The sequence below is a fragment of the Pseudophaeobacter sp. 1A09344 genome, assembly GCF_041008745.1.
In the GTDB taxonomy this organism is placed as follows: Bacteria; Pseudomonadota; Alphaproteobacteria; order Rhodobacterales; family Rhodobacteraceae; genus Phycobacter; species Phycobacter gallaeciensis_A.
The window spans coordinates 131336-146260 of the sequence record NZ_JAXGFS010000008.1 but is presented as its reverse complement, the minus strand read 5'-3'; the positions used below and the strand labels follow the sequence as shown (position 1 = coordinate 146260).

Annotated in this window: 16 protein-coding genes; 8 read left to right on the top strand and 8 right to left on the bottom strand. The window is 62.0% G+C overall.

Going from position 1 to position 14925, the window contains the following annotated elements:
* The first annotated feature begins 5 nt into the window (after nt 1–5).
* Both SM765_RS15045 and SM765_RS15040 read left to right on the top strand, forming a co-directional pair.
* The gene (locus tag SM765_RS15045) at nt 6–623 is read left to right on the top strand and encodes a LuxR C-terminal-related transcriptional regulator (protein ID WP_065270854.1); all 618 of its coding nucleotides are present in this window, start codon (nt 6–8) and stop codon (nt 621–623) included.
* A complete protein-coding gene (locus tag SM765_RS15040; RefSeq protein ID WP_370570859.1) occupies nt 620–1102 on the top strand; it encodes a GNAT family N-acetyltransferase in 483 nt (160 codons plus the stop codon). Before SM765_RS15045 ends, SM765_RS15040 begins: the two co-directional genes overlap by 4 nt.
* 106 nt (nt 1103–1208) lie before the next feature.
* On the opposite strand, the gene SM765_RS15035 is transcribed toward SM765_RS15040, so the two are convergent.
* Entirely contained in the window at nt 1209–1904 is a 696-nt protein-coding gene (locus tag SM765_RS15035) for a VCBS repeat-containing protein (protein WP_274838300.1), read from the bottom strand.
* A gap of 134 nt (nt 1905–2038) precedes the next feature.
* Nucleotides 2039–2362, bottom strand: a complete 324-nt coding sequence (locus SM765_RS15030) for a 2Fe-2S iron-sulfur cluster-binding protein (RefSeq protein WP_274835986.1) — start codon at nt 2360–2362, stop codon at nt 2039–2041.
* A gap of 152 nt (nt 2363–2514) precedes the next feature.
* Here SM765_RS15030 and SM765_RS15025 point away from each other — a divergent pair, with 152 nt between their 5' ends.
* The 3 genes from SM765_RS15025 (at nt 2515) to SM765_RS15015 (ending at nt 4365) form a co-directional block, all read left to right on the top strand.
* A complete protein-coding gene (locus tag SM765_RS15025) occupies nt 2515–2928 on the top strand; it encodes an OB-fold nucleic acid binding domain-containing protein (protein ID WP_274838301.1) in 414 nt (137 codons plus the stop codon).
* Nucleotides 2929–2979: 51 nt separating this feature from the next.
* Entirely contained in the window at nt 2980–3588 is a 609-nt protein-coding gene (locus SM765_RS15020) for a peptidoglycan-binding domain-containing protein (RefSeq protein WP_274839021.1), read from the top strand.
* A 108-nt stretch (nt 3589–3696) separates the two neighbouring features.
* Nucleotides 3697–4365: a Crp/Fnr family transcriptional regulator gene (locus SM765_RS15015; protein ID WP_065270858.1), complete on the top strand. Its 669-nt coding sequence runs from the start codon at nt 3697–3699 to the stop codon at nt 4363–4365.
* A gap of 312 nt (nt 4366–4677) precedes the next feature.
* On the opposite strand, the gene SM765_RS15010 is transcribed toward SM765_RS15015, so the two are convergent.
* From SM765_RS15010 to rpiA, 5 genes are all read right to left on the bottom strand, one after another.
* Nucleotides 4678–6108, bottom strand: coding sequence for a Do family serine endopeptidase (locus SM765_RS15010; protein ID WP_274838369.1), 1431 nt, complete (start codon nt 6106–6108; stop codon nt 4678–4680).
* A gap of 544 nt (nt 6109–6652) precedes the next feature.
* Nucleotides 6653–7534, bottom strand: a complete 882-nt coding sequence (gene hflC, locus SM765_RS15005; protein WP_065270860.1) for a protease modulator HflC — start codon at nt 7532–7534, stop codon at nt 6653–6655.
* Nucleotides 7534–8685, bottom strand: a complete 1152-nt coding sequence (gene hflK, locus SM765_RS15000; protein WP_065270861.1) for an FtsH protease activity modulator HflK — start codon at nt 8683–8685, stop codon at nt 7534–7536. The genes hflC and hflK overlap by 1 nt, the downstream gene beginning before the upstream one ends.
* A gap of 79 nt (nt 8686–8764) precedes the next feature.
* Nucleotides 8765–10120 carry a glutathione-disulfide reductase gene (gene gor, locus SM765_RS14995; protein WP_274828290.1) on the bottom strand — a complete coding sequence of 452 codons (1356 nt, stop codon included), beginning with the start codon at nt 10118–10120 and terminating at the stop codon, nt 8765–8767.
* A 15-nt stretch (nt 10121–10135) separates the two neighbouring features.
* Nucleotides 10136–10924 (bottom strand): ribose-5-phosphate isomerase RpiA, encoded by a 789-nt coding sequence (gene rpiA, locus SM765_RS14990; protein WP_274828289.1) that lies wholly within the window; start codon nt 10922–10924, stop codon nt 10136–10138.
* A gap of 180 nt (nt 10925–11104) precedes the next feature.
* Here rpiA and SM765_RS14985 point away from each other — a divergent pair, with 180 nt between their 5' ends.
* Genes SM765_RS14985 through SM765_RS14975 form a run of 3 tightly spaced genes read left to right on the top strand, consistent with a single transcriptional unit; the run spans nt 11105 to nt 14177 of the window.
* Nucleotides 11105–11812, top strand: coding sequence for a glutathione S-transferase family protein (locus tag SM765_RS14985; RefSeq protein ID WP_274838303.1), 708 nt, complete (start codon nt 11105–11107; stop codon nt 11810–11812).
* On the top strand, nt 11813–13186 hold the full coding sequence (locus SM765_RS14980) for an L-serine ammonia-lyase (protein ID WP_274838304.1): 1374 nt from the start codon (nt 11813–11815) through the stop codon (nt 13184–13186).
* A 55-nt stretch (nt 13187–13241) separates the two neighbouring features.
* Nucleotides 13242–14177, top strand: a complete 936-nt coding sequence (locus tag SM765_RS14975) for a DMT family transporter (protein WP_274832440.1) — start codon at nt 13242–13244, stop codon at nt 14175–14177.
* Here SM765_RS14975 and SM765_RS14970 read toward each other — a convergent pair.
* A complete protein-coding gene (locus SM765_RS14970) occupies nt 14143–14814 on the bottom strand; it encodes a thiamine diphosphokinase (RefSeq protein ID WP_274832439.1) in 672 nt (223 codons plus the stop codon). The genes SM765_RS14975 and SM765_RS14970 overlap by 35 nt on opposite strands.
* Between the last annotated feature and the right edge of the window lie 111 nt (nt 14815–14925).

The following is a 14925-nucleotide window of genomic DNA, read 5'->3' as shown; positions in this document are numbered from 1 at the left end:
GCACAATGGACAAACACCCGGATCCCGCCACGCTGGACAGGCTCTATGCCGACCGCGATCTGGCACAACTTGCCTTTGAATATTCCCCTGTCGGCATCGTGGTGACGGAAAACCGCGTGCTGCGGGAATGCAATCAACGGTTCTGCGACATGTTTGGTTATGCCCGCGAAGAGCTGCTGGACCAGCTTTTTTCCTTTCTCTATCCGTCGGACGAAGAGTTCCAGAACCTGCGCAACCGCGGTGACAAGAGCCTTGGACAGGGCAATCCCTACTGGGACGAGCGGGTGATGAAACGCAAGACCGGGGATCTGTTCTGGGTGCGGGTGCGGGGCCATACCTTTACCCCGGATGAGCCGCTGGGCCGCGCGGTTTGGAGCTTTGCCGACCTGTCGGGCGTGCGCCCCTATCAACCCCTCACCCGGCGCGAACGCGAAGTCTATTCCCTGCTGCGTGAAGGCAAGACCAGCAAGGAGATCGCCCGGATCCTGACGCTCAGCTATCGCACGGTCGAGGTGCACCGGGCGCGGCTTCTGAAAAAGGTTGGAGCCAACAATACCGCCAGCCTGTTCTCCTCGCTCGGGGATATCGGCGGCGATCACGTGGTGGGCGGCAACAGCCCGTGACTGGCGTTTCCTCACGGCTGACACCGGAGCGCCTAGCCGCATCGGATCCACGTCTGTCGGCGGTTCTCGACCTGATCCGGCGCAGCTTTGCCTTCATGGAGGGGCGCATCGATCCGCCCTCCTCGATGCGGCGTCTGACGGTAGAGGCGCTGCAGGAACAATGCCGACGCGGCGAGATCTGGATCCTTGGCACGCCGCCCTTGGCCTGCGTGTTCCTGACCCCGAAACCGGACTGTCTGTATCTTGGAAAACTGGCGGTGGAGGAAAGCAGCCGCAGCGCCGGTCTGGCGCGCATTCTAGTGGATCACGCCGCCCAGCGGGCAAGGGAACTGGGCCTGCCCGCCGTGGAGCTACAAACCCGCGTGGAGTTGGTGGAAAACCATCAGGCCTTTTCGCGGCTGGGATTTGTGCAGGTCGGCGCCACAGCGCATCCCGGCTATGACCGGCCAACCTCGCTGACATTTCGTCGCCCTGTCTGAGAGGTCTGCTTTGAGGATGCATCGTCGCCCTCCCTCCCGCTGAGGCGCATTCACGGAATGCTTTTAGCCCTTGCGCCCGGCGCCGCAGCTCGGCGGGCATGCCGCCTTATTCGCAGGTCAGGGCATCCTCAACCGACTGCGTCCCGGAAAAGGGGCCAATGTCGCGGGTCTTGATCCCCGCGACGGTCAGGCGGGAGGCCATGATGCGGGACCAGCTGGCATCGGCGGTCACAATCTCGGGGCCGTTTTCACAGCTGCGAATGCCGGAGGTGATGAAATCCTGCCCGATCCGGTGATTGGTCAGCCCCGGCAGGCTTGCAACCTCGGTCAGCGTCCTGCCGTCATAGCGCCAGATGCGCAGTGTCTTGGCCAGATGCGGTCGGTCGATATAGGCAAGCTCCACATGGCCATCGCCATCCAGATCTGCAGCGCCGATAGGGGCCAGCCAGCGGTTGCTTTGCCCGATGTGTGGCGTCTCCGCGATCTTCCCACCAGCGCCATAAAGCGCCAGCGCCGCCCCCCGCGCCATATCCGTTTCCACGACCATGACGGCATCGGCACGGCCATCCAGGGACAGATCCACCAGACGGGGCTGCAGATCTTCGAACACGTGATCCTTGGGTAGTTCGATCTCGACACGCATCGTGGTGCCATTCGGCCCTGCAAATGTCAGGAAGAGGCCGGACCACTCCACCGCGTCCCCCAGAACGCCATGGGCATAGCGTGTGGTCGGGCCGGTATACTCGGCGGACAGGATCTTGCTTCCGCTCGGGTACCAATGACCGATGTCATTTTTTCCCATTTGCGCAGTGGCCGAACCGCTGCCAAAAACTCCCCCGCACAGGAGCCACATGCATAACACCTGCCCCGCGCGGCGGATGGTGCGGGGCCAGGATCGTGACGGCAGACGCCGCGCTCCTGCCCCCGGCAAAGTCATCAGATCTGCTTTTCGGGCATCTTTACAACGAGACCGTCCAGAGCATCCGTCACCTTCAGCTGACAGGTCAGACGGGAGCGCGCGGGATCGGGCTCAAAGGCGAAATCCAGCATGTCCTCTTCCATGTCATCCTTGGCGGGCAGCTTCTCGACCCAGGCAGGATCGACATAGACGTGGCAGGTGGAGCAGGCACAGGCGCCGCCGCAGTCGGCTTCGATCCCCGGAATATTGTTATCCCGCGCGCCTTCCATCACGGTCAGCCCGTTGGCCACTTCCACAACATGCTCGGTGCCGTTGTGCTCGACATAGGTAATCTTTGCCATGGTCGTTTCTTCCCCTTCTCGGTCCTTCCCGCCTGTTTATCCAAGGCCCCGCCGCTGCACCAGTGCAATCTGCCCTGACCCGGGCCAGGGGTGGACTTTGACGGCATATGTTCTATTTTTGTTCTTAACTTTCAAACCACCAAAGCGTCACGATGACACCCACCCCACCACAGAAAAGCCGCACCGCCCCCGGATGGCCTCGCCCGCCTGCCTGCCTCAGGGCTGCCGAGCTGGAGCGGGTGCCGCAACAGGCCCGCGTCACGGTGGCCGGGCTGGTGATCCTGCGCCAGCGCCCCGGCACCGCCAAAGGGGTGATCTTCATCACGCTGGAGGATGAAACCGGGGTGGTGAATGTCATCGTCTGGCGCAAGGTATACGAGGCCTACCGCCGCGCCGTCATTTCCGGGCGGCTTCTGCGGATCACCGGCCGCCTGCAACGCGGCGACGGTGTCACCCATGTGATTGCCGAAGGGATCGAGGATATCTCGGGCATGCTGGACATCCTGCTGAGCCGTCAGGGACGCAGCGAGGATCCGGCCTTTGCGCCAGTGCAGAAAATGGACTAACCTGCGGCAAAACCCGCCGGTCTGCCTGCAGACCCTCAGAGGTCCGAGCATATGATCAGCGCCCCCTTGCCGAGGCTCCAGATACGACAGCTGAAACGCCCGTCGATGCCGCCCCAGACAAGACATCTGGCAGGGTTGCTGCGGCAGCCCCTGTTCCGGTCCTTGGTCATCCTTCTGACATTCGCAGCGCTCAGCGCCTGTACACCGGCCAGTGCTCCCGGCACCGGCGCCGATGCGCGCTCCCGACCTGCTGCCCCGCCCGGCGCGGCGCCGGGCAGTTGCTGGGACCGCCACGTCAGCCCCGCCATCATCGAAACGGTAACTGTCCAGGTTTTGGCCGAGCCGGAACAGCGCGACGCCGATGGCCGGATTGTTCAGCCCGCTGTCTTCCGCACCGAAACCCGGCAGGACATCGTGCGCCCGCGCACCGAAAGCTGGCTGCAGATCACCTGCCCCGTCGACATGACGCCGGACTTCATCGCCTCGCTACAGCGCGCCTTGGCCGTGCGGGGGCACTACAAGGGCAGCGTTACCGGCAAGCTGGACCGGCCCACGCGGCAGGCGATCCTGCGCTATCAGCAGCGACACGGCCTTGAGAGCCACATCCTGTCGCTGGACAGCGCCCGCCGTCTAGGCCTGATCGCGATCCCGAAATCGTAAGCGCAACAGCAGTTCCCCGCCCGCCCCGCCTCTGATAGTGTCTGGCGCAAAAGACCGTACCGGCGCCGGACAACGGCATCCCGGGCAAACCTCTGCGGAGATGACACGATGCGACATGACCGCCTGCCGGACACAGGGTTCCTTTCCGGGGCCTCGGCGCCGCTGCGGCAGATGCTGGAAAGCCAGGCCAGTGACATCCGGCTGTCCCAAGGCGAAGTTCTGTTCGAACAAGGCGATACCGGCGATGCGCTTTATGCCATCATCGAAGGCGCCCTGGAGTTCTCGATCCTGTCCATCGCCGGGCGCAAGCTGACGCTCGATCTGATGCGCCCCGGAGCGGTGTTCGGAGAGATTGCCCTATTTGATCCGGGCGCTCGCACCGCGACAGTCACCGCCAGCGAGCCCAGCCGTATCCGGCGACTGCGCAACCGGGATGTGCTGGCTCAGATCCAGCAACATCCCGAACTGGCCGGGGACCTGTTGCGACTGGCGGGGCAGCGCATGCGCTGGATGAATGCACAGCTGAACGAACAGGTGTTTCTGCCGATGCCGGTCCGGCTGGCCCGCAAATTGCTGTACCTTACCCCGGACAGCGGCGACGGGCGACTGGGACTGTCGCAAAGTGAGCTTGCCGAATTCGTCGGCGCCACCCGCGAGGCGGTGTCGAAAACACTGTCGAACTGGAAACGCAGCGGCATCATCGAAATCAACCGCGGCGCCCTGCAGATCCTCGATCGCACGGCCCTCGGCCTGCTGGCGGAACCGGAACTGATCTGAGCCAAACGACCCAAAAACACATTTTCTGACATTGGTGTGAACTGGGTCACAGAGCCGGGACCGCTGATCTGCGAAGGTCATTTCAAGGGCAGGCATTTACCGTTCCATCCCAATGCCAGCCTGTACCTACAAGAGCCATGTGCCCGCCAGCACATGGCTCTTTTCTATTCGCGCCCAGAGCCCAGAGCCCAGAGCCCAGAGCCCAGAGCCCAGCGTGGCGCCACCCGCCTCCGGCCCCAAATAGAAAAGGCCGGGACAATGCCCGGCCTTTTGCACGAAGTCCTGCGCCGCGCCCGGCGACAGGTCCGTGGATTATTCCGCCAGATTGAGCGCCACGAAACGCGGCTCACCGTTGCGGCGGACCAGCAGCAGGAGCGACTTGCGGCCCGCTTCCTTGGCCTCGTCGATACGGGCCTCCAGATCGCTGATGCCAGAGAGTTTCTGCTGCCCGGCTTCGGTGATCACATCACCTGCGCGCAGCCCCTTCTCCCAGGCTTCCGAGGTTTCGTCGACCGACAGGATCACCAGACCATTGGTGCCTTCGGGGACATTCAGCTCACCACGTAGCTGGTCGTTCAGAACGCCAACCGACAGACCCAGAAGCTGCTTCTCGGTCTGCTCCTGCGGAGTATCGTCACCACCGGCAGGCCCAGCCTTGCGCTCGGCATCTTCACGGCGGCCCAGAGTAACCTTGAGCGTCTCTGTCTTGCCTTCGCGGTAGACGATCACGCGCACGGTCTTGCCGACTTCTGTGTTACCTACGGTGCGCACCAGGCTGCGGGTGTCTTCGACATCGTTGCCGTCAAAGCTGAGGATGACATCCCCCGCCAGCATGCCGGCCTCTTGTGCCGGACCTTCGGGCACGTCTGTGACCAGAGCGCCCTTGGCGTTGTCCATGCCCATCGCCTCGGCCACGTCACTGGTCACGTCCTGAATCCGCACGCCCAGCCAGCCACGGCGGGTCTCACCGAATTCCTTCAGCTGTTTGACCACCTTGCTGACCACGTTCGACGCCATCGAGAAGCCGATCCCGATGGAACCACCATTGGGCGACAGGATCGCGGTGTTCACGCCGACAACCGAACCATCCATGTTGAACAGCGGCCCGCCCGAGTTGCCCCGGTTGATGGCTGCGTCCGTCTGAATGTAGTCGTCATAAGAACCCGAAAGCTCCCGGTTACGAGCGGAGACGATACCGGCCGACAGGGAGAACCCCTGCCCCAGCGGGTTGCCCATGGCAATCACCCAGTCGCCGACACGGGCGGTGTCGCTGTCGCCAAAGGTCACGAATTTCAGCGGCATCGGCGCATCGACCTTCAGCAGGGCGATATCGGTGTTGGGGTCGGTCCCGACCACCTTGGCCGGGAGCGGCTGCGCAGGCTGGCCGTCGCCCGGGAAGAATTCGATCTCGATCTCGTCGGCGGATTCGATCACGTGGTTGTTGGTGACGATATAGCCGTCTTCGGAAATCACGAAGCCGGAACCCAGCGCCGATGAGCGGCGCGGACGGTCATTGCCGCCATTGTTTCCGTTGCGGTCCTGAAACTCGCGGAAAAAATCTTCGAAGGGAGAGCCTTCGGGGACGATCCCCTGTGGACCAGACCGGCCTTCGATCACGGTCGTGGTGGTGATGTTGACTACAGCAGGGCTGACTTTTTCCGCCAGCGGTGCCAGGCTTTCGGGGCGGGCCTGGGCCATCAGGACCTGGGCCAGTACCATGATGCTGCTGATCAGGGCGAGCATCAGAAGCCGCCATGGCGCCCCTGTCCTGTCCTGCGCATCCGAATAAGAAATTGCCTGTGCTTGCACGGCACTACTCCTTGTCATCGCCATTCCGGTTTCTCCTCCTGACCTCTGCCTGCGGTTCCACGCGTGATCGGCAGAAGTACAGGATGGGATTAATGTAGGGACTCTCTCCCTCGCTGCAATGAATGTTGCACGTCTTCGAGGCAAAGTGAAAGCGGTAGAGAACCGGAGCACGCCATTTTCCCCCATTTAATCCGTCACTTAAAGGGCACCAAGAATCCACCAGGATGCCCGGCGTGGCGATCATCACAAGGTTTTGAACAAAATTGCAGGTTTGGTGCAGCTCAGGGTGTTCCCTGCACCCCCTGCCTTTTCCCGCCTTTTTCCCGCCAGACCAAGACTGGGGAGACACCGGCAGCGGACGACAGCCCGACTGCCCCTCCAACGCGACGCAAGCCACGCAGAGCAAATGAAAAGGGGCCGACGAAATGTCGGCCCCCTTTATTTTAGAAACTCTTCGAAACCCTGTGAAACCAGCGCGTTATCGCGTCGAAACTCCACCGGTCGAGGATTTCAGGTAGTTGAAGAACTCGCTGTCCGGCGACAGAACCATCGAGGAATTGCCGTCCTGCATCGACCGCGCATAGGCGGTGAGGCTACGGTAGAACTCGAAGAACTCCGGATCGCGGCCATAGGCTTCGGCGAAGATCGCGTTGCGCTCCGCATCCGCTTCACCGCGAATGACTTCGGCTTCGCGTTCAGCTTCGGACACCAATTCGACCTCGGTCCGGTCCGCTTGCGCACGCACTCGCTGGGCGGCTTCCTCACCGCGGGCGATCTCGTCGGCGGCCTCTCGCTCACGCTCGGCGCGCATCCGCGCAAAGGTAGCATCGAGGTTCGCCTGCGGCAGGTCGGTACGCTTCAGACGCACGTCGATCACCTCAATCCCGAAACCGCTGGCCTCGCTGATCGCACCGTTGCGGATGCGCAGCATCAGGGCAGCCCGGTCCGAAGACAGGATGTCGTTCGAGCTGACGGAGCCCAGCACCTCACGCGTCTGAGCGCGCATGATCTTGTCCAGACGGTTTTCTGCGCCCGGAATGCCGGAGGCACCCACCGCTTCACGGAATTGACGCAGATCGGTGATCCGGTAGCGGGCAAAGGCATCGACCACCAGACGGCGGTCATCCTCGGGGGTGACTTCCAGCGGGCCAACCTCAAGGCTGAGGATCCGGTCATCATAGGTGACAACTTCGTCGATCAGCGGCACCTTGAAGGCCAGACCGGGCTGTTCCTGTACCGCGACCACACGGCCAAAGCGCAGCACCAGTGCCTTTTCGCGTTCGTCCACGATGAAGACAGCGGACAGGGCCGCGACAACGGCGATCACCAGAATGGGGAGGATAAACGTAGTCTTTTTCATCACTTGCCCTCCGTCCGGCGCAACTCGTTAAGCGGCAGATAAGGCACCACGCCCTGGCCGCCTTCGCCGACGGACGAGTCGATGATGACTTTGTCCACGTTGCCCAGCACCTCTTCCATGGTCTCCAGATACAGACGCTTGCGGGTCACCTCAGGCGCCTTTTCATATTCGGCAAGAACCGCCGAGAAGCGGCTGGCTTCACCGCTGGCCTGGTTGACCACCTGAGCACGATAGGCTTCGGCCTCTTCCAGCGTCTGTGCGGATTGACCCCGTGCGGAGGCCAGTTTCCGGTTGGCATATGCATCCGCTTGTTTTTCCAGACGGTCACGTTCCTGACCGGCGGACTGCACTTCGCGGAAGGCATCCTTCACAGGCTCTGGCGGATCGGCACCATCAAAGTTGACCCGGACGATATTCACGCCGCTGTCGTAGCTGTCCAGCGTCGACTGGATCAGCTCCTCAAGCCGCGAGGTAATCACACCCCGGTCCCGGTTGAGGATCGGTGCCAGTTCGGACTGGGCAATGATTTCCCGCATAGCGGATTCGGCGACAGCCTGAATCGTGGCCCGCGGATCGCGCAGGTTGAACAGGTACTTGTCCGGCTCGTTGATGTTCCAGACGACCTGGAAATCGACGTCGATGATATTCTCATCGCCCGTCAGCATCAGCCCGGCATCAACCCCGCGCGAACCTGCGCCGATGTTCTCGGTCTGCTCGACCAGAACCGGGATCACCTCGTAGGTGACCAGCGGCCAGGGGGCAAAGTTCAGACCGGGCTGGCCGGTATCCCAGTATTCACCAAGGAACAGTTCGACAGAGCGTTCTTCGGTCTTGACCGAATAGAAGCTGGCCATGCCCCACAGAACCGCAGCGGCAATCGCGCCAATGGCTACGGTGCCTTTGGTGAACAGCGGCGCACCGCCGCCGGAACCACCGCGACCACCACCGCCGGAGCCATCACCACCCCGGCCGCCCATCAGGACCCGGAATTGCTCCTGGCCCTTCTTGAGCAGCTCGTCGATTTCGGGAATCTGAGGATCCTCGGGGCGACGGCCACCGCCGCCGCCACCGCCGTTGTTATCGCCCCGGTTGCCTCCACCGCCACCGGAAGAGCCTCCGCCCCCCCAGGGACCACCGCTATTTCCCGCCATGTGTCTCCTATCCCTTTGCTGCCGCATGGTTGCGGCACATGTTTTCCTGCGACCTAACCTGTGGTCCGAAACCGATAATTCAAGCGGTCCGGACCGGAGTCTTCATCGTCACAAGCTCTTCGGACATGGTCGGGTGTACCGCCACGGTCCGGTCAAAGTCTTCTTTTGTCGCGCCCATCTTGACCGCAATGCCTGCCAGCTGGATCATCTCGCCTGCGCCGGGTGCGACGATATGGCATCCCAGCACCTTGCGAGTGGCCTGGCTGACGACCAGTTTCATCAGCACCCGCTGGGCGCGCCCGGCAAAGGCCTGCTGCATCGGCTTGAACGATGTCGCATAGACCTCGATCGGCTCCTGCTTGGCTGCGTCTTCCTCGCTCAGACCCACGGTGCCCATTTCAGGCTGGGTAAAGATTGCCGTCGGGATCAGCTCGTGATCCGGGCTGGTCGGGTTACCGTTGAACACGGTTTCGACAAAGGCCATGCCTTCGCGGATCGCCACCGGCGTCAGGTTGACCCGGTCGGTCACATCGCCGATCGCATAGACAGACGGCACCCCGGTTTGGCTGTACTCATCGACCAGAATCTCGCCCTTGCGGCCGCGTTCGATGCCAAGACCTTCGAGCCCCAGATCATCGGCATTGGGCGCACGACCGGTGGCATACATCACCTGATCGAACAGCGCCTCGTCGCCATTGGTGGCCTTGACGCGGATCTTGTCGCCCTCGCGGGCCATCTCGATCACATTGGTGCCCAGATGCAGGTTGATCCCAGCCTGGCACATTTCATCGGAGACCAGACCGCGCGCCTCATCGTCGAAGCCGCGCAGGATCTGCGCACCGCGGTAGTATTGCGTGGTTTTCACGCCCAGCCCGTTCATGATGCCGGCAAATTCGCAGGCGATATAGCCGCCGCCGACAATCAGGATGCTCTCGGGCAGCTTGTCGAGATGGAAGATATCGTTTGAGGTGATCGCCAGATCGCTGCCCGGGAATTCCGGCACGATGGGGCGGCCACCGGTGGCGATCAGGATGTGCTTGGCGCTTTTGCGGGTCCCGTCGGACAGCTCCACCGTATGGGCGTCGACCAGTTTTGCGCGCGCATCAAAGCTTTCGACACCGCTGTTTTTCAGAAGATTGCGGTAGATCCCTTCGAGCCGGTCCAGCTCCGCTTCCAGCTTGCCCTTGAAGGCATCCCAGTTGAAGGCGCCGGGCTGAATGTCCCAGCCATAGGCCTGTGCATCCTCGACCATACCAGAGTATTCGCTGGCAAAAACCATTAGTTTCTTGGGCACACAGCCACGGATCACGCAGGTCCCGCCATAGCGGTCTTCCTCGGCCAGGGCGACCTTGGCACCACCGCCAGCCGCCACACGTGCCGCGCGTACGCCGCCGGAGCCACCGCCAATGACAAAGAGATCATAATCAAAACTCATGGAATTTCAGCCTTTTCAGTCCGCCAGATCCGTGAACAGGTTGTCGGTCTCGACAAAGTCGAGCCTGTCCTTCTCCACGGTTCCTTCATTGATATCGCGTGTTTCAACCTCACCATCGCCATAGCCGATGATGACGGTGTCACAAATATCGATAAAGAGCCCGTTTTCAACCACACCAGGAATCTGGTTCAGCACCATGGCAAGCTGTCGGCAATTGCCGATCCGCTTCAGATGCAGGTCCAGAATATAGTTGCCTTCATCCGTCACAAACGGCGCATCACCATTCATCCGCAGCGTCGCTGTACGCCCCAGAACATCCATAGAAACAAGGGTTTCCTCGATCAACGCCTGAGTGGTCTGCCAGCCGAAGGGAATCACCTCTGCCGGAAGCGGGAAAGCCCCCAGTGTTTCCACCTCTTTTCCGGCATCGGCGATAACAACCATTTGATCGGATGCGGTCGCGACGATCTTCTCCTGCAACAGCGCACCGCCGCCGCCCTTGATCAGGTTGAGGTCGGCGTCAAATTCATCAGCGCCGTCGATGGTCAGGTCGAGCCACTTGGCCTCATCCAGCGAAATCACCCGGATGCCCATTTCACGTGCCAGCTCCGCCGTGCGGGTCGAGGTCGGCACCGCCGTGAAATTCAGCCCCTGTTCGCGAACCATCTCACCAAGGCAGCGCACCAGCCAGGCGGCGGTGGATCCGGTTCCCAGCCCCACGCGCATGCCATCTTCAACCAGATCGGCAGCCCGTTTCGCGGCAACGAATTTTGCCTTGTCGATGGGTGACAGTTCTCCGGCCATAGTAACGGCTCCGTGATAAGGGTTTGATGGCCTTATAAAGAATGTCCCCCGGAAGGGCGAGAAACAATTCCACGGCTTTTGCCATGTATCCTTGGCGGCTGCGGAGCCTTTGGCGTGTTTCCTATTGGAAACGCCGGAAACGGACGTTACCCCTGTGACGAGTATTTCTAAGGTTGCCCCATGACGCCCAGCTACCGCCTTCACTATGCCCCCGACAACGCCTCGCTGGTGATCCGCCTGGCGCTGGAAGAGATGCAGCAACCCTATGAGACGGTTTTGATCGACCGCCGGGGCGGCGCGCTGGACAGCCCGGCCTATCGCAGCCTCAACCCGCAGGGGCTGATCCCGGTACTGGAAACGCCTGCTGGCACCCTATTTGAGACCGGCGCGATCCTGTTGTGGCTGGCCGACCGCCACGCTGCGTTGCTGCCGATGGCGGATAGTCCGGACCGGGGATGGACGCTGAAGTGGTTGTTCTTTCTGTCCAACACCCTGCATGCTGACCTGCGCATGTTATTCTACCCGCAGAAATACATCGGCGATGATCTGGCGCAGCAGGATACGTTGCACCGTCATCTGACCGACCGCCTCACAACACATCTGACCACGCTGGAGCGCGCAACCAGCGACGGCGGTATCTGGTTGGCGGCAGAGGAGCCGTCGATACTGGACCTCTATCTCGCCTGCCTGATGCGCTGGATGGCGCTGTATCCCATGAGCCGGGATCGCAGCTGGTTCGATCTGGCCGACTATCCGCGCCTTTCTGCCATGCTGCACCGCCTTGAGCAGCGTCCTGCCACGGCTGCCGCCCAGACCGCCGAAGGTCTGGGTCCTGCGCCCTTCACCGCCCCTGTTTACGCAAATCCCCCAGAAGGATCGGCTACCTGAATGTTCCTCTCCGTTTTTGAAATGTTCAAAGTGGGCATCGGCCCCTCGTCCTCGCACACCATGGGCCCGATGGTGGCAGCGGCGCGGTTCCTTGACCAGATGCGTGCCTCGCCCTTTGATTTTCACGGGCTGCGCGCCTCGCTGCATGGATCGCTTGCTTTTACCGGCGTTGGCCACGCCAGTGACCGCGCCACCACCCTGGGCCTCGCCGGGTTCCGCCCCGACACCTACGACGACGAAAAGGCCGAAGCCGCGCTGGCGCAGATCCACGAGACTGGTCAGGTCAGCCCCGAGGGGCTGGGCACGCTAGCCTACGATCCGAAGACCGACCTAATCTTCGACTACGATCACACGCTTGAAGGCCACGCCAACGGAATGATCCTGATGGGCACCGATGCGCAGGGCGACGTGATCCTGCAGCAGGTGTTCTACTCTGTCGGCGGTGGCTTTGTCCTGACCGAGGAAGAACTGGCGGCAGGCAAGGCGACGGACGAAGGCGCGCCAGTGCCCTATCCGTTCAAATCCGCCGCCGAGATGCTGGAAATGGCGAAGCGCAGCGGCAAAAGCATCGCCGCCATGAAACGCGCAAACGAGGTCTCCCGCTGCAGTGAAATCAGCCTGAAAGAGGGCACCGCGCGGCTGTGGCAGGTGATGAACGATTGCATCAACCGCGGACTGGAGCGCGACGGCATTCTGCCCGGTGGTCTCAGCATCCGCCGCCGCGCCAAGGGGATCCACGAGGCGCTGATAGCCGAGCGCGGCATGAACCTGACTGCGCCGCATACGATCAACGACTGGATCAGCGTCTACGCGATTGCCGTCAACGAAGAGAACGCCGCCGGCGGACAGGTGGTGACCGCCCCTACCAATGGCGCAGCCGGGGTACTGCCGGCCGTCATGCGCTATTACCTCGATCACGTCCCTGGCGCATCCGAGCGCAATATCGAGGATTTCCTGCTGACCGCCGCCGCAATCGGCGGGCTGGTGAAATTCAACGCCTCCATCTCGGGCGCCGAAGCGGGCTGCCAAGCCGAAGTGGGCTCCGCTGCCGCGATGGCGGCTGCCGGTCTTTGCGCCGTGATGGGTGGCAACCCCGAACAGGTCGAAAACGCCGCCGAGATCGCGCTGGAACACCATCTGGGCATGACCTGCGATCCGGTCAAAGGTCTGGTGCAGGTGCCTTGTATCGAACGCAACGGTCTGGGCGCGATCAAGGCGGTTTCTGCCGCGTCGCTGGCCCTGCGCGGCGACGGGCATCACTTTGTGCCGCTTGATGCGGTGATCGAAACCATGCGGCAGACCGGCGCCGACATGAATGAAAAATACAAGGAAACATCGCTTGGGGGGCTGGCCGTAAACGTGCCAAATTGTTGATCAGGCGGGATTACCTGTCTTGCCCTTCCCGGGACGCCCGCCTAGCGTGCGTTTCATGACCCAAGATCGTCCCCTTCTCGGCATCCTTCTGATGCTTGGCTTTTGCATCCTCGCGCCGCTGGGCGATGCGGTGGCCAAACTGCTTGGCCAGCATATCCCACTGGGAGAGCTGATTTTCGTCCGTTTTGCCGCACAGGTGATTCTGCTGGTGCCGCTGGTCTGGGGGGGCGCCCGCATGTGGCGCATGCGCGGGCGTGTGCTGCGGCTGACCTTTTTGCGTACCCTGCTGCATATCGGCGGGATCGGCGCGATGTTTACCGCCCTCAAATACCTGCCGCTTGCGGATGCGGTGGCGATTGCCTTTGTCATGCCCTTTATCATGTTGCTGATCGGCAAGTTCATCCTGCTCGAAGAGGTCGGCCTGCGCCGCATCCTGGCCTGCGTTGTCGGCTTTGCGGGCACCCTCTTGGTGATCCAGCCCAGCTTTGCCGAAGTTGGCCTGCACGCCCTCTGGCCGCTGGCGGTGGCGGTGATCTTTGCCCTGTTCATGATGGTCACCCGGCAGATCGCCAAGGAGACAGATCCGATCAGCCTACAGGCCGTATCCGGCACGATGGCCTGTGTTATGCTGGCGCCGCTGCTGCTGATCGGCGATCCGCTGGGGATCGAGGGTTTGCAGATCGTGGTTCCGGATCTGTGGACCAGCTTTCTGATGCTTGGCATCGGGGTTCTGGGCACCGGCGCGCATCTGCTGATGACCTGGAGCCTCCGCTATGCCCCGGCCGCGACCCTGGCGCCGATGCAATATCTGGAAATCCCGGTGGCCACCCTGTTCGGCTGGCTGATCTTCATCGAACTGCCGGATGGCCTGGCCGCCCTTGGGATCACCATCACCGTTGCGGCGGGTCTTTACGTCATCCTGCGCGAACAGGCCGTGGCACGGCAAGCGGCGCAATCTAGCAAGGCACCGGTGACGCAATCGCCTGCATAAGTGCTGCCAGATAGTGGCGCGGCACGATGCCCAGCAACCCCGGCCCATCCGCTTCGATCCAGACCGGCCCCACGGCGCGGTTGGATGTTCCGATCCGGCTGGTCGGGCACATCTGAAGCCCCTCGATCGGCCAGACCAGCCCGCCGGAGCGTCCGGTTACCGGCTGCATCGGGAACAGCGACACCACATCGCCCGCCGCCATCGGCAGGGCAATACGCCGGGTGACGTGAAATACCAGTTCAGTCGCACCGATCAGAATGCAGGGGCTGCGCCCGGGCTGGATCAGCGTGTGAAAGGCCGCCAACTGGTGATCGACGCGCGCCCCAAGAAACCCCGCCCCCAGCACCACCGGCGCTCGGATCGACCGCAGCGCCTTGTCAAAATCGGTGGTGTCCTGCTCTGGAAGATGGAACAGGTTTTCCGCAGGCAACCGGTTTTGTACCGCCTCAGGCAGCGAATCGAAGTCCCCGATAACCGCCTCAGGTACGTGTCCCTGCTCCAGCGCAGCCCCCGCGCCGCCGTCCGCAGCCACGAGCAGAGGCGCATGGCGCAACGCCTCATTCAGGTCTTCCAGACCCAGATGACCGCCACCAACCAGGGTTACTGGCGTCATCTCATCAACAATCAGCTTATTCATGCCGGGATTTCTCGCAGATCTGGAAACAGGCCACAATCTAAACACAAAATGATACGATCAATTGCACGGATTCGCGCAGAATTTGACGACCTGATCCATACTGTAAACGTC